Consider the following 20,457-nt stretch of genomic DNA (forward strand, 5'->3'; position numbering starts at 1 on the left):
AACAAATAACATGATAATATACTTTCTATGGGTATTTTTATTGTCCTATTCCTGGTGATATCCGGTTTTGCCGGCGCAGACGAACAGCCTGCGGGTGAAATGGCAAGCAGGCTTTTTCTGTCTAACCACGTCCAAACCGTGTATAACAGTAGTAACGGTTTCCCTTCGGATGAGGCCAATACGGTACTGCAAACATCGGATGGGTATCTGTGGTTCGGGGGTTACAGCGGGTTAACCCGTTTTGACGGCAACAGCTTTAAAACCTTTAACGCCGTAAGCAATGACGATTTCCCCAGTTCCAATGTGCGTTCTCTTTTAGAGGGAGTGGATCATACCCTCTGGATTGGTACCAGCGAGAGCGGAGTTGTGTCCTATCGCGGGGGTAAGTTTAAGATATTTAACCAAACCCAGGGGCTCCCTTCAAATATGATCCGGGCCATCGTCAAGGACAGCTCCGGGACCATGTATTTTGGTTCATCCAACGGCCTCTTTTCAATCGACCGGGAAGAACGGCTAACCCTGATTCCCCTGGATACGGATCGTGTTCCGTATATTATTTCCCTGGCAATGGATTCCAAAAACAACATCCTTGGGATACTGAACAGCGGGGAACTGTTTATCCGTACCGTTGCGGGAAAAACCATGATCCTTAATCCGGATTTGGTTTTTTACTCCGTCGATGTCCTTTCAAACGATCAGATTGTTATCGGGTGTCAGAACAGTAAGGTGCTTTTTGCCTCCCTGAACGGCGAGGCAATTTCCTATACTGAATATACGGTTCCCCTGAATAACTGCAAAAACGCATTTGAGGACAAGCAGCAAAGGATATGGATTACCGCTGATAACGGCATCGGCTTTTTTGGAACAGATAAACTGTTTTATCCCGTCGAAACACTGGGACTCCAGGGCTTCTTTACGGAAATCATTCAGGATTACGAAAATAATTATTGGATCACCTCATCCGAGGGGGGCGCTATTATCCTTGCGGAAAGCCCCTTCAGCCATATAAACCAGCTCCTGGGCATACCCGAATTTGCCGTTCAGTCCATACTGCTTGATGGGGATTACTATTACTTTGCCTCCAATTCGGGACTTCTTATCACGGATAAACAGGGAAAGCTCCGGGATACCCCGTTGACCCGGCTGCTCAATAATATCCGCGTCCGTTCCATCTACCGGGATAGCAGCGGCATTATCTGGATTGGCGCCTACTCAAAGTACGGGATCATCAGGTACGATCCAAAAACGGAGCTCTTCACCGGATATCTGGACGACAGTTCCGAAACCACCGCCCGGGTCCGGGTGGTGACGGAACTTACCGGGGATACCATCGCCGTAGGAACCGTGGACGGCATAGTATTTCTGCGGCAGGGGAAGGCCATATCAGCGGAGGAAGTATTCGGCAGTACTGCGACCCTGGTTATGCCTAAAATTATGATACTTTCCCTGTGGTACGATACCCGGGGGAAGGAGCCGGTCCTGTACATCGGTACCGACGGCAGCGGGCTTTATGCGGTAAGCCGGAACGGGGTTAAACACTATGATACCACCCAAGGGCTTTCGGGGGATGTTATCCTGCGTATTGCCCGGGATCCCCTGAAGAACGGCGTCTGGGTTGGTACGAGCATGGGACTCTGCTATATTGACCTCACTACGGCGCCGGAACCGGGGGTTAGAAAAATCGAAAAATTCCCCGCCTATGGTATCCTCGATATCCTTCCCTATGAAGGGAAGCTCTGGATCCTCACGACAAACCTGATCATCCAGGCGGACCCGGCAATGCTGTTAAACGATACTGTCCCCCTCACCATCCGGGAACTTGGCAAGGCAAACGGCCTGTCCGGGGAGATTAACGCCAATGCGTGGAACTATATTGACGACAAAAGGCAGATTCTCTACTTCTGCTGCAACAACGGCATAAACAGCCTGTCCCTGATAAACGATGTCACCCAGAAAATTCCCAATGCCGCGGTGAACAGCATAGAAATTAACGGAGAGGTTTACTACGAACTGCCGGATCCCTTTATGATACCCAGAAATACCCAGCGTATCACCTTTAACATCTCCATCCTCTCCTTCGGTCTCCACGAAGATGCGTTTCTCACCTATTGGCTTAAGGGGCAGGATACAAAGGAACAGCTGCTCATGGACAGAAAAGCGGCCAATATTTCCTATACCAACCTTTCCGGCGGGAAATATACCTTTTTGGTCCGCTCCGTAGGATCTCCGCCGGGAAGGCTGCCCGGCAATTCCATTACCCTCGATGTGGAAAAAGAATTGGCCATACTGGAACACCTGCCGGTACGGATTTTCCTGGCCCTCATCGCCGCAGCTATTCTGGTGACCATCGGCATGGCTATTTTCCAGGTAAAAAATGCGGCGGAACGTATTCAAATGGTTAACGAGCTTGAGAACGCCATGCGTCAGGCGGAACAGGCAAATAAATCCAAAAGCGAATTCCTGGCCAATATGAGCCACGAGATACGTACCCCCATGAACGCCATCATTGGTATCAGCGAGCTGGTCCTGCGGGAAGAAACAGCAGGCCGGGTCAAGGACTACATTAATGATATTAAACAGGCCGGATACAATCTCCTGTCTATTATCAACGACATACTGGACTTCTCAAAAATCGAGGCCGGTAAAATTCAGATCCTATCCGCCCCCTACCGGCTCAGTTCATTGCTCAACGATGTGATAACCATCATACGGATCAGGGTTTCAGAAAAGCCAATCATCTTCATGGTGAATGTGGACCCCCTGCTCCCGGATAACCTGACCGGGGACGAAGCCCGGATGCGGCAGATACTGCTAAACCTCCTGTCCAATGCGGCAAAGTATACCAAGGAAGGGCATATACGGTTTACCGTAAGCGGTGAAAGGAACGGGGAGCTCCTCAATTTAAAATTCGAAATCGCCGACAGCGGTATCGGTATCAAAAAAGAAGATCTGGATTCCCTCTTCGGCGATTTTGTGCGTCTCGATGCGGAGCGCAACAGGGGCATTGAAGGTACCGGCCTTGGTCTTGCGATAACCCGGAATCTCTGCCTGATCATGGGGGGCGACATCACCGTAAACAGCGAGTACGGCAAAGGTTCGGTGTTTACCGCCCAGGTTTCACAGCAGTATACGGAAGGAGAAGCCCTGGCGGCGGTTGAAAGCCCCGGCGAGAAGGGAGTGCTGTTTTACCACCCGCAGAATATCTACACCGAATCGATATGCAAATCCCTTAAGGACCTTGGAACGCCGGTTACCGTTGCCAACAGCAGGGATGATTTTTTCGCCCGGCTTAAAAACGGAGCCTACCCCTTTGCTTTTATACAGGCCCGGGAGGCGGAAAAGGCCGTTCAGATCATCCTTGATTGCGGGAGTAAAACCCAGGTTATCCAATTATCGGATCTGGGGGGCTCCTTCTCTTTTCAAAATATCCCCATTATCGTGATGCCCGCCTATGTGGTTCCCATCGCCAACGTGCTAAACGGCAAGGCTTTTAACCATGAGCGGCGCGAAACCGGCGTCAGGTACATCGCACCGGAAGCAAGGATACTAATCGTAGACGATATCACCACCAACCTTACGGTGGCGGAGGGACTCCTGGTCCCCTACAAGGCCCAAATAGACTGCTGCCTTAACGGGCTAACGGCAATAAGCAAGGTGAAGGAAACCCCCTATGACCTTGTTTTATTGGATCACATGATGCCCGGTATGGACGGCATAGAAACCGCCAAGGCTATCCGCGCCTTGGATCTTGCCTATACAAAAGAGATGCCCATCATTGCCCTCACCGCCAATGCCCTTTCGGGGATGCGGGAAATGTTCCTGGCAAACGGCTTCAACGATTATATTTCAAAGCCCATAGAAATCAGCCAGCTCAACGATGTTGTTGAACGGTGGATCCCCAAATCGAAGATGATACGATCAGACACACCGGAAAAAAAGGATAGTGCGGAACAGGGTCCCACGGCCCATTATTCACAGCTTTTGAACGCCGGCGTGGATGTTAAAAAAGGTATAACCCTTACGGGGGGCAGCGAAGAGGGCTATGTAAAGGTGGTTACTGCTTTTTACAAGGACGCCTGTGAACGGCTGCCCTTGCTGGAAACGGTTCCTGTCCCGGAAGCTCTGGAGGCGTTTACCACCCAGGTACACGCCCTTAAAAGCGCTTCCGCCACTATCGGCGCCGCTGCGGTATCAAAGGCCGCAGCGGAACTTGAATCGGCGGGAAAAGCGAAGGACCTGGGCGCCATTGAAGAACGCATCCCGGCCTTCCGCAAAAATCTTACAGTCCTAACAGAAAGTATCGCGGCGGATCTGCACCTGATCAAAAGCGATGATATAGCGCGGGAAACTCCCGCCTTTGGTTCCGCCTCACTTTCCCTGTTTACAGAGCTGAAGGCAGCCCTTGAAAAAGAGGATATCGAAAACATTGACCGGCTCCTCGCGCTGCTGGAAAAAGAACCCGTGACTGCCAAAACACTGGAACTAATAGCGAATCTTTCCGATGTGGTACTGATGTCCGAATTCAAGCAGGGGATAAAAATGATTGATGCCCTGACAGGAGGCGGCAATGGCGCCTAAGGAAGACAAGATTATCACTAAGTTTAAGTACCGGTTTTCCCTGTTCTTTGCCATTTTTGTAGCGGCAATATTTACGGTTATTATCATCACATCCTTTCAGCAAATATTAAATGTCACCACCACCCTATCTGCACGGCAGGGAATACCAATCAACGAAAAGGTAAGCGCATTAATTGACGTTGACGCCTTTGTCAATTTAAGCAAAACCCTTGATCCAAATGATCCCTATTATGAAACAACCAGGCAAAAGATGCTGGCCATAAAAGAAGATGTCAACTGTCTGTATCTGTACACCATGGCGCCGGTCAACGATACGATATTCCGGTTTATCATTGATGGCAGCGGCCGGCCCGGGGACAGCTCTTTTTCACCGCTTGGGAGTCTGGAGGATGTGCGCAACTATGACAAGGCTTTTTTTAAAGCCCTGAAGACAAAAATTTCCCAGTTCGGCGGCACAATTGATTCTCAGGACAAATGGGGACGGGTGGTATCCACCTATACGCCCATCCTTAACAGTGCCGGAGACGCGGTGGGCATTATTGGCTGCGACTTCGAAGCCGAAAGTATTTATTTAAACCTGCGGTTTCAGATACTGGGGCAGATTGCCCTATCTTTGGTATTTATCATCATTGCTATCGTAGTGTATATTTCCCTGCTAAACCAGGTTAACCGGCAGAACAGCCGCTTGATTGAGCTTAAAAGGGAAGCGGAAAGCGCCTCCGATGCAAAGAGTAATTTTCTCGCCAATACCAGCCATGAACTCCGCACACCCATGAACGCTATCATGGGGACCACAGAGATGATCCTGAGAAAAGATATCAGTCCCGATGTATATCAGGACGCCCAGCGGATCAAACAGGCCGGTTCAAGCCTGCTCTCCATCATCAATGATATTCTTGACTTTTCAAATATTGATTCTGGAAAGGCGGAGATACACCCCGCGGAATACCTTTTTGAATCCCTGATAAGCGATGTTATTAACATTATCGGGGTACGGATCGAGGATAAGCAAATCGATTTTATTACCAATATTGATTGCAGCACAAACGTTAAGCTGTACGGTGACATCGTGCGGATCAGGCAGGTCCTGCTTAACATCCTTGGTAACGCGGTTAAGTACACCGAAAAGGGGTATATAAAGCTGACGGTCTTTTCAAAAACAGAGGGCGACGACATCCTGCTGACCTTTGAGATTACCGATACCGGACTCGGTATAAAAGATGCGGATATGGATAAACTGTTCGGCAACTTCACCCACCTGGACAATAAAAAATACCAGGGAACCGAAGGAACCGGCCTTGGGCTTGCGATCAGCCGTAACCTCTGCCGGCTTATGGGGGGAGATCTAACCGTACAGTCAAAATACGGCGAAGGCAGTATCTTTACCATTGTAATTCCCCAGAAAGTCCACGGAGAGACCCTGCCCGCCGGGACGGAGCATACACCCCAGGAACAGGCGGAAATCCGGTTCATCGCTCCGGAGGCAAAGATACTCATTGTGGACGATATCATCACAAATATTAATGTGGCAAAGGGCCTCCTGTTACCCTATCAAATGGATATTCATACCTGTACAACCGGCAAAGAGGCGGTCGAATTAGTAAAGAGCAACCGTTACGATATTGTGTTTATGGACCACATGATGCCCGGCATGGACGGCATTGAAACAACCGCGGCGATCCGTTCTTTAGGGGGCGCATATTTTCAGAACCTTCCCATAGTAGCCCTGACTGCCAATGTGGTGGTAGGTATGAAGGAAATGTTTTTGGAAAAGGGGTTCAGCGATTATCTTCCCAAGCCCATAGAAATTGCCGCCCTTGACCGAATCATAGCCCGCCTGATTCCCGCGGAAAAACGCAGGGACGCAGGCCCGGAAGCGGTACGGACACGAACGGCAAAAACGACGGACCTGAAAATAAGCGGGGTGGATACCGCCAAGGGCATAGCCATGACCGGGGGTACCGAAACGGGGTACCGCAAAGTACTTGCCTCATTCCGCAAGGATTGTGAGGACCGGCTTCCCCTGCTTACCCAGGTTCCCGGAGAACGTGAGCTGCCCCTCTTTACCGCCACCGTACATGCCTTAAAGAGCGCCGCCGCTACCATAGGCGCCGAAGCCGTATCAAAGGAAGCGGCCATACTTGAGGCAGCGGGGAAAAACGGAGATCTTCAGACCATTGAAGGCGCCCTTGCGAGTTTTTATTACGATCTAAAAAGTCTGGTGGAACAAATTGAAATAGAAAGCCCGGCGGAGACCGGACAGACAGAGGAAGATCTATCCCCATATCTTCCCCTGTTCACAGAAATGAAGGCGGCGCTGGAACAGGAAAATATTGACACCATCGACAGAATTCTTGAGGAACTGGAAAGTAAATCCTTTGACGCAAAAATAGCGGGGATCATAAATACTATTTCCGATCAGGTCCTGATGACCGAATATCAGGCGGCAATAAAGACCATAGACACTCTGATTAAAACGGCGGGGAAGTAAGGCATGGAAACTAAAAAGGAAGTAATAATACTGGTGGATGATAATCCGGCGAATCTGCGGACGGGAAAAAATGTATTAAGCCTGCAGTACAGCGTTTTTACCGCCCCCTCGGCGGAAAAAATGTTCAGCCTTTTGGAAAACAACAAGCCGGATCTGATATTGCTTGATATCGAGATGCCGGAAATGAACGGCTATGAGGCGATAAAAATCCTCAAGGACCGTCCGGAAACCCGGGACATCCCGGTTATATTCGTTACCGGTAAGACCGAGACGGACGATGAACTTGAAGGCCTGAATCTGGGGGCCGTTGATTACATAACCAAACCATTTCAGCCCTCACTGTTATTAAAACGTATCGAAGTCCATCTACTGGTACAAACCCAGCAGCGGGAACTGCAGTACTACAACGACAATCTGCGGAAAGCCTTTTCCACCTACGTCTCCGGAGATGTGGTTCAGGACGTAATGAGCGATCCTTCCCGGCTGCAGCTCGGCGGCGCCAAACGGAGCATGACCGCCGTGTTTACGGACATTCAGGGTTTTGCGTCCTTCGCAGAAAAGCTGGACCCCGAAGATCTGGTACGGCTCCTCAATATATACCTCACCGCCATGAGCGATATCCTTCTGGAACAGAAGGGAACCATAGACAAATACAACGGGGACGCCATCATGGCTTTTTTCGGGGCCCCCCTGGATATTCCGGATCACGCCCTGCGGGCCTGCTATTCCGCAGTTTTAATGAAACGAAAAGAAAAAGAATTGTCTTCCTATTTTTTGGAAAACGGCATGAGTCCCGATCCTCTTTTTACCCGGATGGGGATCAATTCGGGAAATATGATTGTGGGGAACATGGGCAGCGAACGGAAGATGAACTATACCATCATGGGCCATGCGGTAAATCTGGCGTCCCGGCTTGAGGGGGTAAACAAGCAGTACGGCACCCAAATACTGGCGGCCGAAAAAACCATTCAGGAAACCGGTGATAAGCTCCTCTGCCGCCGCCTTGACCGTGTCCGGGTGGTAGGGGTGAACACCCCGGTACGGCTCTACGAAATTTTGGATATCGCCGATTCGGCGCCGGGCGAAACCGTGCAGCTCGCCAAACTCTTCAACTCGGCCCTGGAAATTTTTGAAGGCCGTGACTGGACCGCTGCAGAAAACGCCTTTGAAAAAGTACTAAACCTCGCTCCCCAGGACAGGCCGGCCCAACTATTCCGGGATCGATCCGCAGCCTTCCGGCAAAACCCCCCTGAGGGGGACTGGGACGGGGTATCTAACCTGAACGAGAAATAAGCGCCGGTTACGGCCGCGGCCGCCGTTTTCCCGTGAATGAGTTGACCCGTATCCGATACACATTTACTGCCCTTAATTGCGCTTCGGTATAGCTAAACTCCCGGTCCTCCCCGGCCTGGTGCTTCATTAACGCATTGAGGCCCCGGATCTTTTCCGCATCCCCGGTCAAGCGTTCCGCCGTCCCAAAGCCGATGATACTCTCGTAGGCAAAGCTGTAATTAGCGGCCTCCTTCCCGGTGATCAGGGAATGCTCCCCGTCCATTTCGAAGCAGACCTGGCTGTTCCGCCCCAGGATATCCACTTTTTTTCCTTCCTGCGCGCCGTGGATATACAGGGTTAAAAGGCCGTCGTTGTACTCAAATCCGAAATTCAGGGGAACTATGTAGGGCTGATTCTGTTCCGCCATCCCCAGCCGGAGCACCTTGTTTCTCCGGATTATCTCCAATTTTTCCTCAATATCCGTTATTTCTCTATCGCTTCTTCTCATATTTATACTCCCTCACCTGATTATACACCATTTTTGCCTCCATCGTTACCCCTTGCGTTTTTTCCCCTCCTTGGCTAATATATAATAGTGAAGAATCGAGTTTTTATAGTACTTTTGTGCTTAATTGGCCTTTTCAGCGTGTCCGCCCAGGAAATTATTACCGCCGAACGGTACCTGGAGATGGTTTCCGAGCGTTACGGCAGTATTCGGGACTATGAAGCCCGGATTGTCATCCATTCCGGAAGTACCGAGATGTTCGGAACCGTAAGCCATCTTGCCCCATCCTTTCTGCGAATCGATTTTACCAAGCCCATGGAACAGGTTATTGCCTTTAACGGGGAAATGTTGACCATATACCTGCCCGAATACCGGGCCACCCTGAACCAGTCCATTACCCCCAGCCGCAGGTACTCCGGGTCCGCGGGGGCCAATCTGGCAAGCGCCCAGGGGCTGGCCCTGCTAAGGCGGAACTATATTCCTTCCTTTGTCACCGGTCCGGATCCCACGCCCCTGGAGACAGGGTCCGATGAAATGGTAGTAACCCTGCGCCTTTCCCGGCGGTCTGTCTCCGAAGGGTTCCGGGAGATTATCCTGAGCGTCAACCCTACTACCCGGATCATACGGCGCATAACCGGGAGAACCATCGCGGATGTCCAGGTCCGGTTCGATTTTTCCGATACAAAGATTAATCAAGGCATTCCGGAGCAGCGGTTTATTTATGATTCCCCTGCTTCGGCTAATAATTATAATAATTTTCTATTTAGTGATACCGATTAGTTTTACTAAACGAATCGGAGGAGGAATTCTGTGGAGTCCCTGGGGGATAAGTTAAAAACTGTTCGTGAAAGTAAGGGGTACACCTTTGATTATATAGGCCGGGAGACTAATATTGCCACCCGTTATTTAGAGGCCCTGGAAACCGAAAACTTTTCGGTGTTCCCCGGGGAGCCCTATCTGTTGGGTTTCTTAAGAAACTACGGCGAATATCTGGGCCTTGATGTGAATGAACTGCTTTCCCTGTACCGGGCGTGGAAGATTCAGGAACAGCCCATCCCGGTGGAACAGTTGCTCAAATCTCCGTCAAAGCTGCCCAAGATACTGCTCACCGTCTTCCTGATCCTTGCGGGTGTAGCCGTGGTGGGCGGCGGGGTATATTTCTTTATGAATATCCCCTGGAAAACAAATACCGCCGAAACGGCGGAACGTTCCGTGGTAGTGTATACCCTGGAGGGCAGTTTCCTCGAACAGCGTTTCTATCGGGGAGACTCCATTCTGATCCCCCTTGGTGGAAATCAGTACAAAATCGTCCTTTTCAATTTAGGGGAAGCGGTAACCATTGCAGCGCCCATGGGAAACATAATCCTGGATTTAGGCCAGGAGAGAAGCATAGATATCAACAGCGACGGCTTGGATGATATCCGGGTAGGCGTACAGGATTTTGTACGGAACGATCCCTCCATGGGGGTCCGGCTCCGGTTTGATATCAATGCTGATATGGGGATAATCAGCGAGGGTATTGGGGGTGAAGAGATTCTACCAACAGCCGCTATTGGCCTTGGAAATGACAGTGCCGCTAACAATCCTTCTAACATTAAGGAAATTTTTAAATCCGCCAATGCCTATCCGTTTACACTCCAGGCATCCTTCCAGGGTTATTGCATGTTCCGCTGGGAAATACTCCGGGAACGGGACCGGCAGGACCGGCAGGAACAGTACTTTGTCAGGACCGATGAGCTTGATATCCAAGCCCAAAACGGTATTCGTATCTGGGTGTCCAATGCCATGGCGGTAAAACTCCAGGTCATCGTTGCCGGAGAGACGAAGCCCCTGGAAATCGGCGGCGCCGGTGAAGTGGTGGTGACGGATATTCGCTGGGTTCGGGACGATGATGGCCGGTTCCGTCTGGCCCAGATCCGGATCGACTAACGGTGGCAAGCTACTTTCTCGATCCCTTTGGCTGTGTGAAAAACCAGGTGGACGCAGAAACCATGATGGCCGTTCTGGATCGGGCTGCCTGGTCTCGGGCGGAGGATGCTTCCGGCGCCGACCTTATCATCATCAATTCCTGCGGGTTTATCGAAAGCGCCAAACAGGAATCTATCAACGCTGTCCTGGCGTACCGAAAACAGTACCCCCATAAGAAGATCCTCCTCGCCGGCTGTCTGGCCCAGCGCTATCCAAAGGAGCTGGCCGATTCTCTCCCGGAAGCGGACGCCCTTTTCGGCAACACCGACCTCGCCGCCATCACTAAAACTGCGAACACAGTTACCGGAATAGATCAGGGGGAATTCGTAAGCGGTAATGAAGAAACCATTCCCCTATTAGGAGAGCGTCCCCTCCTTTCCCTGCCCGGGCAGGCCTATGTTAAAATCTCCGAGGGCTGTAATAACCGCTGTGCCTTCTGCGCCATTCCGGGCATACGGGGACCCCTGCATTCCCGGCCCATACCTTCTGTCTTGGATGAATGCCGCCGGCTCCTGGATCGGGGTATCCGGGAACTCTGCCTTATCGGTCAGGACTTAGGCTCCTACGGTTTCGATGCAGCCTCAGATCTACCGGAACTATTGGAAGCCCTGTCCTCCCTGGAAGGTCATTTCTGGGTACGGCTTCTCTACATACACCCGGATAATTTCCCCCGGCCCATCCTGGAGATCTGCCGCCGGGACAAACGCTTCCTCCCCTACTTCGACCTCCCCTTCCAGCATGGTTCCGCCAAAATACTCCGCGCCATGAACCGCCGGCATGACGCAGCCGCCTACCTTTCCCTGATAGCGGAAATCCGCAGCGTTCTTCCGGAAGCGGTGATCCGTTCCACCTTCCTTACGGGCTTCCCCGGGGAAACCGAAGAGGACTTCCGGGAATTGCTGGATTTCCAGGCCCGGGCGGAAATGGATTGGGTTGGAGTCTTTACCTATTCCCGGGAAGAGGACACCCCTGCGTATGATATGAAGCCCCGGATCGCCAAGAAAACTGCGGCCCAGCGGAAAGTCCTGATCGAAGAACTGCAGACGGCGATCACCGAAAAGCGGATGGATCGTTTCGTGGGGCGGACCATGGAAGTCCTGGTAGAGGAGGCGGTGGACGAAACCATCCACCTGGGCCGGCTCTACTGCCAAGCCCCGGAGGTGGACGGTTCCACCGTAATACGCTCGGACCACCCGCTTACACCGGGTACTTTTATACAGGGCAGGGTATTCGCCCGCGCGGGCTTTGATTTGGAACTATGCCCGTCATGATACCCTCCTATCTGGAAGCCCTCAACCCGGAACAGCGCCAAGCGGTGCTCCATACCGGGAAGGCCGCAGGGGACGCCCTTATGCATCCCCTGCTTATCCTCGCCGGGGCCGGTTCAGGGAAAACCCGGGTAATCACCACCAAAATTGCCTGGCTTATCCGGGAACAGGGAGTGGACCCACGGTCCATCCTGGCAGTTACCTTTACGAACAAGGCTGCCCGGGAAATGGCCGAACGGGCACGGATCATTGACGACCGGGCCGGCTTTGCCATGCTGCGGACCTTCCACTCCTTTGGCGCCTGGTTTCTCCGCCGCAACGGAAACCTGGAGGGCCTTGGTTCCAACTTTATCATCTATGATGATGATGATTCAGTCGCCCTGCTCTCCACCCTCCTGGAGGATCTCCCCAAGGCGGAGGTAAAACAGATCGCCCACGCCATCGCCCGGGCCAAGGACTATTTCCTCTCCCCGGAAGACCCGGAACTGGACCTGATAGATTTCCACCCGGAATTTCGCCGTTACTATACCCAATACGAAGATAAGCTGGCCCGGATAGGCAATGTGGATTTTGGGGATCTGATCAAGAAGCCCGTAGAAATACTGCGCTCAAACCCCGAGGTGGCCCGGCGTTTCCATGACCGTTTCTCTGTGATCCTGGTGGACGAATACCAGGACTCAAACATCGCCCAGTTTGAATTACTGAAGGAACTCTGCGGACCCGCCACGTATATTTGCGTAGTGGGGGATGACGATCAGTCCATTTACCGCTTCCGCGGGGCGGAGGTACGGAACATCCTGGAATTCCCCGACCGCTTTGCCGGCGCCGATATCATCCGGCTGGAACGAAACTACCGGTCCTTTTCCCCCATCCTGGATCTAGCCTCTTCGGTGGTGGACAAAAACGAAGGCCGTCTGGGGAAAACCCTGGTGGCCCATCGGGGGGTCGGCAAAACTCCAACCCTGGCCTTCCTTCCGGATCAGGATGCCGAAGCGGAATTCTGTGCAGAGCTGATCGAAAAATCCGTGCATAAAAAGGCTGCGGTCTACTCCGACTGGGCCATACTCTATCGTACCAATGCCCAGTCCCTTGGCTTCGAGACCGAATTCCTCCGGCGCCGTATTCCCTACCGGGTGGTGGGGTCCCTCAAGTTCTACGAGCGGGAAGAAATAAAGGACGCCCTGGCCCTGCTCTCCTTCCTGGTGAACCCCCGGGATGAAATCGCCTTCCGCCGGGTGGTGAACAAACCCGCACGGGGCGCCGGAACCGCCACGGTGGACCGCATCGTAGGGGAAGCTGCAGGAGGGGATCCGATACCCTCAGGAAACCCGGTCCCTTCGGGGGACCTGGCCGAGGCAGCCCGGCGGATCATGCCGGCCCTGCCTTCCAAAGCCCGCGCCGGGGTTTCTGCTTTCTTCAAAGCCCTGGAGGGGGGACTGTCCATGCTGACCCCGGAACCGCCGGAAAGTGCCGGGGATAACAACATTCTGATTTTTAATAGGAATACTGTGGAAGCAAGCGATGAGAATAACAACATTCTATATTTTAATAAAAAAACTGCGGAAGCAGCCGATGGAAAAAAGCGCCCCCGTAAGGGCAGCAAGAGGGAAGGCCTAAGCGCCGGTGAGGGGCTCTCGCCCTGTGTGGTGCGGCTCATTGATGATTCGGGGATTGGGGAGTACCACCGGACCCACGACGACATCACGGGGTTTCAGCGTATCGGCAATCTCCAGGAACTGGCCAATGCGGCGAGTATTTACCCCGCTACCCGGGCCGGGCTGTTGGAATTCCTGGAACATATTGAACTGGATCGTTCCATAGAACAGGAAACCGGAGATGAAGGGGAAAAAGGCACCGTAACGCTAATCACGGTACACAATACCAAGGGCCTGGAATTCCGCCGGGTAATCATGACCGGCATTGAACAGGGGATCTTCCCCCGGGACGACAAGCTTGGGGACGACCTGGAGGAGGAGCGCCGGCTCTTCTACGTGGGCGCCACCAGGGCCATGGATGAACTCTACCTGACTTCCTGCGCCATGCGCCGCATGTTCGGCCGTACCATGCCCATGAAACCGTCCCTTTTTATTGGGGAGGCGGATAAAAATGTTCTGCGAATCATAGGAAAGCCCCCCTTCGGCTTTGAAGGCCGGGGACTTCCTGACCAGAGCTCCGGCCGCAGGCCCGGGGTTCAGGGATCTGTAATCAAGCCCGTCTCCTCCTCGGATGGCCGGTGGAAAGTAGGAGACCGGGTATTCCACGACGATCAGGGTTACGGCGCCGTAACGGAAATCCGGGAAAGTGATGAGGGGCCGGTAATCCGGGTCAAATTTGAAACCGGGAAGGATACCCGCTTCCTCAGCCTCCACCAAAGTTCAGGGTATACGAAGATAGGTAACGATGATTAACGAAACCCTGTTACGCCGTGTCCCACCCATACTCCGGGCCCGGGACTTCCGCCTCTACACCCAGGACGGCCGCCGGCTGGTTGACCTCTGGCAATACGGCGGCGCAGCGATACTGGGCCACACCCCGGCGGGGCTTCTCCGGACCTTGAAAAATACCGCCCAGCGCGGCCTTTTCGCCCCCCTGCCCCACCCCCAGGAAAAGCGGCTGCTCAAGGCCCTGGCCACCCTGTTGCCGGGCATGACATTCCGGCTTTACCGCAGCGATACTGCGCTCCGTCACGCCCTGGAAGCCGGCGGTTTTCCCGAACCGGTTCTTTGGCGGCCGTTCCGGGACAGCGCCCTTCCACCGGACCAGCCCTGTATCCCGGTACTCCCCCTGCCCTGGTCCGATGCGCTTGGAGTACTGGCTGTGCCGCCGGAAACCGCCGCCGCTTTTCCTCCATCGGAAATTATCTCGGCGGTAATTCTGGCCGCCGCGACCCGTGGTGTCTACGACCTTATCGCCGCCACCCCGGCCCGGGGACAGGTGAGCTATCCCCGAATAGAGGAAGCCCTGGCAAACGAGGCCGCCGCCGGTAGATGGCTGCGGCAGGGCATATACCTTCACTGCAGCTTGCAACGAAGTTCCCCGCGCAGCCCGGACTTGAACGATGAAGCGTACGGAAAAATCTTTACACATTTTCTGGAACACGGCTTTCTTATCCCCCCGGATCAGAACCAGCCGCTTATATTGCCCTGGGTACTGTCGGCGGGGGAAGAATCGAAGCTGGCGGAGCTATTGGCTAAGGCTATTTGATCCGGTGAACCATATCTTGAATTTAAACCCCCAACTGATGATACTATATCCATGGATATTGGGGAGATACTCTATATATCGAGCCGGCTGTTTTTAGGAGCCCTGGCGGCTTTTCTTGCCATCATGCTTTGGTCAAAAACCAGGGATATGGCCTGGATGCTCATGGTTATCGGTACCATAGCGGCCTATGCTGAAATTGTGTACTCCATTCTCGGTCTATTCGGCATAACCCAGGGGACAGTACCCCTGGTAGGCTCCATCCCCTTACCCGCCCTGATACTGTCCAATCTACCAACCGGCTTCCTTATAGCCGCGTTTTTGGTTATGGTTATTCGTAAATTTCATCGTTAGTTTTTGGAGGATGTATGAAAGCATTGATTCTTGGAATTGTCATTATTGCGGCGGCGGTTTGTGCGGTTCTGCCTGCGGGCCTTGGCTGGTGGGGGGATGTATTGGCCTTTCTCCGGGGCGCTTTGCCGGTACTTGCGGCCCTTATCGGTCTTATCGCGGTATTTATCGGTATTGCGGATATCAAGGACCGGGCGGAGGCGAAAAAAGAGGAAAAAGAGAACCCTACTCAGGGGTCTTGACATTTTTTTCCATTTTATGCGATTATTGTATCTTACTCCGTATATTAATGAGAAGGTTATGTATGAAGACGATATTTGTAAAGCCCGCTGATGTAGAGCGGAAGTGGTTTATAATCAACGCCGAGGGCAAGGTTCTCGGCCGGATTGCGGCTAAGGCAGCTTCTATTGTCAGGGGAAAAGAAAAGGCTGTATATGCTCCCCACCAGGAAGTTGGGGATTTTGTGGTAGTGGTTAACGCTGAAAAGCTTGTGGTAACCGGTAGAAAGTTCCAGAACAAGCTATACCATCATCACACAGGCTATGTGGGTGGACTTAAGACCGTTACCTACGAAAAGTTATCTGCCCGGCACCCCTCATCCCCCCTGGAACTGGCGATTAAGGGTATGCTCCCCAAGGGTCCCCTGGGCCGGAAGCTGTGGAAAAACGTTAAGGTCTATGCGGGGACAGAGCACCCCCACGCGGCGCAGAATCCCCAGGCTATTGAGTTATAATTAGGCGTTATGCGAAACTCCGTTTCGCTTTGATCAAACTGTACGGCGTTTGCCGTACTAATTAGAGGTTATGTAGGTGATTAAGAATCTTGGTATCGGAACCGGACGGCGGAAGACCTCGGTTGCCCGGGTATATGTCCGGGATGGGGAAGGTAAAATAGTGGTTAACGGCAAGGAGCTGAACCAGTATTTTTCCCTCAGTGAACACGCCATGGTGGTACGTCAGCCCCTTATGGTGACCGCCAACGAAAATAAGTTTGACATTCTGATCAATGTCTACGGCGGCGGCCCCAACGGTCAAGCCGGTGCATGTCGTCATGGGCTTTCCCGGGCGCTCTGTCAGATTGATCAGACCAACTATACCGCCCTGCGGAGCAACGGTTTCCTTACCCGGGACTCCCGGATGGTAGAACGCAAGAAGTACGGTCAAGCCGGCGCCCGCCGCCGCTTCCAGTTCTCCAAGCGTTAAGCTAAGCTTGGGCTTAGGCCGCCTTCAATGGTGGTTGCATCCGTAAAAACAACCGAAACAAAGGCCGGTCCGGTAATCCTCCGAATCGGCCTTTCGGATGGTTCCTTATTTTCCCTCAACTCCGTCTATCTTCCCCACCCTTTCCAGGGTGAGGATTATTTTTGCCCAAACAAAGAAATCACCCCCGAAGAAGAAACGGCTCTCCGTTTTGCCGCAGACTGTTTCCGTGCCGAGCGCGCCGCCCTGCAACTGGTAGCCCGTGCCGAGCAAACCCGGGCAGGCATTACCCGAAAGCTGGAACAGCGTGGCCACGCCCTCTCCCCGGTCCGGGCCGCAGTCTCCTACCTAACGGACCTTGAAATCGTAGATGACCGCCGTTTTGCCGAACGCTGGATCCAATCCCGCCTATACCGCGGCACAGACAGTCCCTTCCGCCTCATCACCGCCCTCTGTCAAAAAGGCATAAGCCAAACCATCGCCAAATCCGCCTGTAAAACCATCCTGGACTTTGAAAAAGAAACCGCCCTCCTCCAAAAATACATAGCCAAAAAATACCCCCCCTCAGTTAACTCGGTCCGCCAGGACCGGTTCCTAAAACCCCAACTCAAGCGAGAAGGCTTTTCCCCCCAAGCCCTAGACTGGTACTGGGAAACCCAATAAAGCCCCCCATCCTGACACCCCAGCAAGCCCCCCCGGCCGGGAAATACCCCCTCTTCGCACCATATGACATAGCTTCGGGCATACCCGCTACCCAGCCTGCCGTTCCAGCATGCAACTCCGGCCGGGAAATACCCCCTCTTGTACTATCACCACCGTCGGGCGGGGGGAGGGGTACACCTGGCTTCATGTATATGGAATTCCCTGCCGGAGGAGACCCGCAGGGGCTCCATAGGCAGACTCTACATGCACATGAAGACGGGTGTACCCCTCCCCCCGCCCGTCTTTGCCGATAATCCAAAAAACCGGGGGTATTTCCCGGCTACTAGACGGAAGATTCCGCATCTGTTACCATACATTAGAAATTAAACCCTAAGGAATATATGACCACCGACGACGCCCACCCTTTCTCTTCATTTGGTTTATCCGATGACATTTTAGAGGCCCTGACCCGCAAGGGATTCACCGCCCCCAGTTCTATACAAAGCATAGCCCTGCCCCGTCTCCTGGCGGATCAGGGACATCTAATCGTAAAAGCACGGACCGGAACCGGTAAAACAGCCGCTTTCGGCATACCCCTGGTGGAACGGCTGCGGCAGAGCGGCCATGCCCCCCGGGCGCTGATCCTCACCCCGACCCGGGAACTTGCCCTCCAGGTTGCCAAAGAAATCGCCTCCCTGGCATCGTCCGCCATACCCCGGATCACCGCGGTGTACGGCGGAGCTTCAATCAGAACCCAGATCCTGGACCTCAAGCGGGGAACCGAGATTGTGGTGGGTACCCCGGGGCGTGTTATGGACCTCATGGACCGGAAGGTCCTGGACCTTTCCGCCGTTGACTGGTTCATCCTGGACGAGGCGGATGAAATGCTGGACATGGGCTTTCTTGAAGATGTGGAACATATCCTCAAATCGGTAAAAAGCGATCGCCGGGTGGCCCTTTTTTCCGCCACCATGCCCGACCCTATCTTGAAAATAGTTCGGGAACATATCGGCGCGGTGGATATCCTGGAGGATACCACCCCGGATGACGAAAAACCCCTGGTAGACCAGTACTACCTGGTACTCAAAAAAGAGGATCGCCTGGAAGCCCTGCGGCGTCTTATCGACAGCGCGGAAAGTTTTTACGGATTGATATTCTGCGCCACCAAGGCCGGGGCGGACGAACTATCCCGGCGGCTCACCGAGGGAGGCTATTCCGCGGAGGCCATCCACGGGGACCTTACCCAGGAAGCCCGGGAACGTACCCTGCGGCGTTTCCGCGCCCGGTACGGCTCTGCAAGCGGAGAAGTCTCCGCCCTGGTAGCCACCGATGTGGCCGCCCGGGGTCTCGACATAGAGCGGCTTACCCATGTAATTAACTGGGACCTCCCCAACGACCGGGAAACCTATGTCCACCGTATTGGCCGCACCGGCCGGGCGGGCAGGCGGGGGACGGCCATCAGCATGGCCCTGCCGTCGGAGCGGGGCCGCATCAGCCACCTTTCACACAATATTGAACGGACCCTGGGCAGTAAAATTACCTGGATGAAGGCCCCGGCGGTTTCGTCGGTAACCAAGGCCCTGGAAAACCGCATCCTGGGCGCCATCCTGGGGACCCTCCCGGACAGTGATACTGTTCCGGTGATCAGCGATACTATTCCGGCGCCAAATGATATCTTGGCAGCCAATCCTATCAACTCCGGTCCTGCGGATGAGCAGCCAATTCAGGCCGAAACACCGGCCGGGCCGACGCTGCCCCAGACCCGGCTGGGACGGAAACTGGTAAAAAAGCTCGGCGCGGAAACTGCGGTGGAAGCCCTAATCGCCATGGCCTTTGGGGAAAAGCTGGACCCTTCCCGCTACGGAACTATTACTGAACTTACCGAAGTCCCCCAGCGGGAACTGGATATAAAACAACGGGTTGGCAAGGGCAAACGATTCGCCCCGGCTGCGTATCCGGAGGGAAACCACGGGGGCGGGCCCAGGCGGAATGTACCCGGACCGGCCGCCGCCATGCGGAGCAAACACGGAGCGGTAAGATACGGAGGCGAGGACGGCGGTGAAAGCCCCCTGCACGGAGCACGGGTATATGTGGGCTTGGGACGCCGCCATGGCGCTACCGCCCGCGACGTAGCGGGACTGCTGATGCGCGCCGGTGGCGTACCGGGCCGGCTGGTGGATTCCATCGAAGTAAAGGATTACTGTGCCTTTGCTACCCTTCCGGAAGACGCCGCACGGCGGGCCTGCGCCTTTTCCCAAAACACCCCGAGCGACCCGACCATAAAGCCCGCATCCCCCGGTACGTATGCCGAAGCTTCCCATGGCGGTTCCCCACACCGCGGACGGCGCTAAAAACAGTACTACCGAATAAAGTTCGTCGGCGTGGTATCTTCCTGTTGAGCGGCGATTTCGGCGATCCCCTCTTTTGCGACGGCCCTGAGCATCCATGCCATATTCTTCCCCAGGGTACGCATGATCTGCATACCCTCCTTATCCTGCCGTACTTCCTCCGGGGTAAAACCATGGGTGGTGTTCCAGTACTGGGAAGAAACCACGGGCATACGGGAAATGGTAAAATATTTATTAAGCCGTTCAAAGGCGGCAGTCCCCCCGCCCCGGCGGCAGTTTACCACCGCAGCGGCAGGCTTAAAAGCAAAGAGCTGGGATTTCATAAAAAACATCCGGTCCAGGAAGGCGCAGAGGGCGCCGTTTGGTCCCGCATAATAAACCGGCGAACCAACAACCACCCCATCCGCTTTGATGAGTTTTTCTACGCAGGCATTTACCCCGTCATCGTTGTAAACGCACCGGGCGGTTTTTGCACAGCCTCCGCAGCCGGTACAGCCGCGGATAGGTCCATCACCGATATGAAAATATTCTGTCTCAATACCGGCGGCTTCAATCTGCCCCGCTACCTCCGCAAGGATAGTATAGGTACAGCCCTTTTCATGGGGGCTCCCGTTGATTAAAAGTACACGCATAA

Annotated in this window: 16 protein-coding genes; 14 read left to right on the plus strand and 2 right to left on the minus strand. The window is 53.7% G+C overall.

Translation table 11 applies throughout. From position 1 onward, the window contains the following. Positions 1–27 precede the first annotated feature (27 nt). From TPRIMZ1_RS0115490 to TPRIMZ1_RS0115500, 3 genes are read left to right on the plus strand one after another with little or no spacing between them, the layout of a single operon-like run. Positions 28–4,578: an ATP-binding protein gene (locus tag TPRIMZ1_RS0115490; RefSeq protein WP_010262292.1), complete on the plus strand. Its 4,551-nt coding sequence runs from the start codon at positions 28–30 to the stop codon at positions 4,576–4,578. Beyond that, positions 4,568–7,069, plus strand: coding sequence for an ATP-binding protein (locus tag TPRIMZ1_RS0115495; RefSeq protein ID WP_010262296.1), 2,502 nt, complete (start codon positions 4,568–4,570; stop codon positions 7,067–7,069). Before TPRIMZ1_RS0115490 ends, TPRIMZ1_RS0115495 begins: the two co-directional genes overlap by 11 nt. 3 nt (positions 7,070–7,072) lie before the next feature. Then, positions 7,073–8,362, plus strand: coding sequence for a response regulator (locus TPRIMZ1_RS0115500; RefSeq protein WP_010262300.1), 1,290 nt, complete (start codon positions 7,073–7,075; stop codon positions 8,360–8,362). A 7-nt stretch (positions 8,363–8,369) separates the two neighbouring features. Here the strand turns inward: TPRIMZ1_RS0115500 and TPRIMZ1_RS0115505 are convergent, their stop codons facing one another. After that, entirely contained in the window at positions 8,370–8,849 is a 480-nt protein-coding gene (locus TPRIMZ1_RS0115505; RefSeq protein WP_010262303.1) for a pyridoxamine 5'-phosphate oxidase family protein, read from the minus strand. 87 nt (positions 8,850–8,936) lie between these two features. On the opposite strand from TPRIMZ1_RS0115505, the gene TPRIMZ1_RS0115510 reads away from it, so the two are divergent. The 11 genes from TPRIMZ1_RS0115510 (at position 8,937) to TPRIMZ1_RS19890 (ending at position 19,826) form a co-directional block, all read left to right on the plus strand. Then, positions 8,937–9,626, plus strand: a complete 690-nt coding sequence (locus TPRIMZ1_RS0115510) for a LolA family protein (protein WP_026043754.1) — start codon at positions 8,937–8,939, stop codon at positions 9,624–9,626. Between the two features lie 30 nt (positions 9,627–9,656). Further along, positions 9,657–10,775 (plus strand): helix-turn-helix domain-containing protein, encoded by a 1,119-nt coding sequence (locus TPRIMZ1_RS0115515; RefSeq protein ID WP_010262309.1) that lies wholly within the window; start codon positions 9,657–9,659, stop codon positions 10,773–10,775. Between the two features lie 62 nt (positions 10,776–10,837). Next, entirely contained in the window at positions 10,838–12,085 is a 1,248-nt protein-coding gene (gene rimO, locus TPRIMZ1_RS0115520; protein WP_232616851.1) for a 30S ribosomal protein S12 methylthiotransferase RimO, read from the plus strand. Continuing rightward, positions 12,082–14,490, plus strand: coding sequence for a UvrD-helicase domain-containing protein (locus tag TPRIMZ1_RS0115525; RefSeq protein ID WP_010262317.1), 2,409 nt, complete (start codon positions 12,082–12,084; stop codon positions 14,488–14,490). The genes rimO and TPRIMZ1_RS0115525 overlap by 4 nt, the downstream gene beginning before the upstream one ends. Next, a complete protein-coding gene (locus TPRIMZ1_RS0115530; protein WP_010262319.1) occupies positions 14,483–15,286 on the plus strand; it encodes a hypothetical protein in 804 nt (267 codons plus the stop codon). The genes TPRIMZ1_RS0115525 and TPRIMZ1_RS0115530 overlap by 8 nt, the downstream gene beginning before the upstream one ends. A gap of 51 nt (positions 15,287–15,337) precedes the next feature. Then, positions 15,338–15,637 carry a hypothetical protein gene (locus TPRIMZ1_RS0115535; protein WP_010262322.1) on the plus strand — a complete coding sequence of 100 codons (300 nt, stop codon included), beginning with the start codon at positions 15,338–15,340 and terminating at the stop codon, positions 15,635–15,637. A 14-nt stretch (positions 15,638–15,651) separates the two neighbouring features. After that, entirely contained in the window at positions 15,652–15,876 is a 225-nt protein-coding gene (locus tag TPRIMZ1_RS0115540) for a hypothetical protein (protein ID WP_010262325.1), read from the plus strand. Positions 15,877–15,938: 62 nt separating this feature from the next. Continuing rightward, on the plus strand, positions 15,939–16,367 hold the full coding sequence (rplM, locus tag TPRIMZ1_RS0115545) for a 50S ribosomal protein L13 (RefSeq protein WP_010262328.1): 429 nt from the start codon (positions 15,939–15,941) through the stop codon (positions 16,365–16,367). Between the two features lie 76 nt (positions 16,368–16,443). After that, entirely contained in the window at positions 16,444–16,836 is a 393-nt protein-coding gene (gene rpsI, locus TPRIMZ1_RS0115550; protein ID WP_010262333.1) for a 30S ribosomal protein S9, read from the plus strand. Between the two features lie 27 nt (positions 16,837–16,863). Beyond that, positions 16,864–17,496 carry a regulatory protein RecX gene (locus TPRIMZ1_RS0115555; RefSeq protein WP_010262338.1) on the plus strand — a complete coding sequence of 211 codons (633 nt, stop codon included), beginning with the start codon at positions 16,864–16,866 and terminating at the stop codon, positions 17,494–17,496. 380 nt (positions 17,497–17,876) lie between these two features. After that, positions 17,877–19,826 carry a DEAD/DEAH box helicase gene (locus TPRIMZ1_RS19890; protein ID WP_010262342.1) on the plus strand — a complete coding sequence of 650 codons (1,950 nt, stop codon included), beginning with the start codon at positions 17,877–17,879 and terminating at the stop codon, positions 19,824–19,826. 8 nt (positions 19,827–19,834) lie between these two features. Here the strand turns inward: TPRIMZ1_RS19890 and TPRIMZ1_RS0115565 are convergent, their stop codons facing one another. Continuing rightward, positions 19,835–20,455 carry a flavodoxin family protein gene (locus TPRIMZ1_RS0115565; protein ID WP_010262344.1) on the minus strand — a complete coding sequence of 207 codons (621 nt, stop codon included), beginning with the start codon at positions 20,453–20,455 and terminating at the stop codon, positions 19,835–19,837. Positions 20,456–20,457: the final 2 nt, after the last annotated feature.

This window comes from Treponema primitia ZAS-1 (assembly GCF_000297095.1).
Taxonomy (GTDB): domain Bacteria; phylum Spirochaetota; class Spirochaetia; order Treponematales; family Breznakiellaceae; genus Termitinema; species Termitinema primitia_A.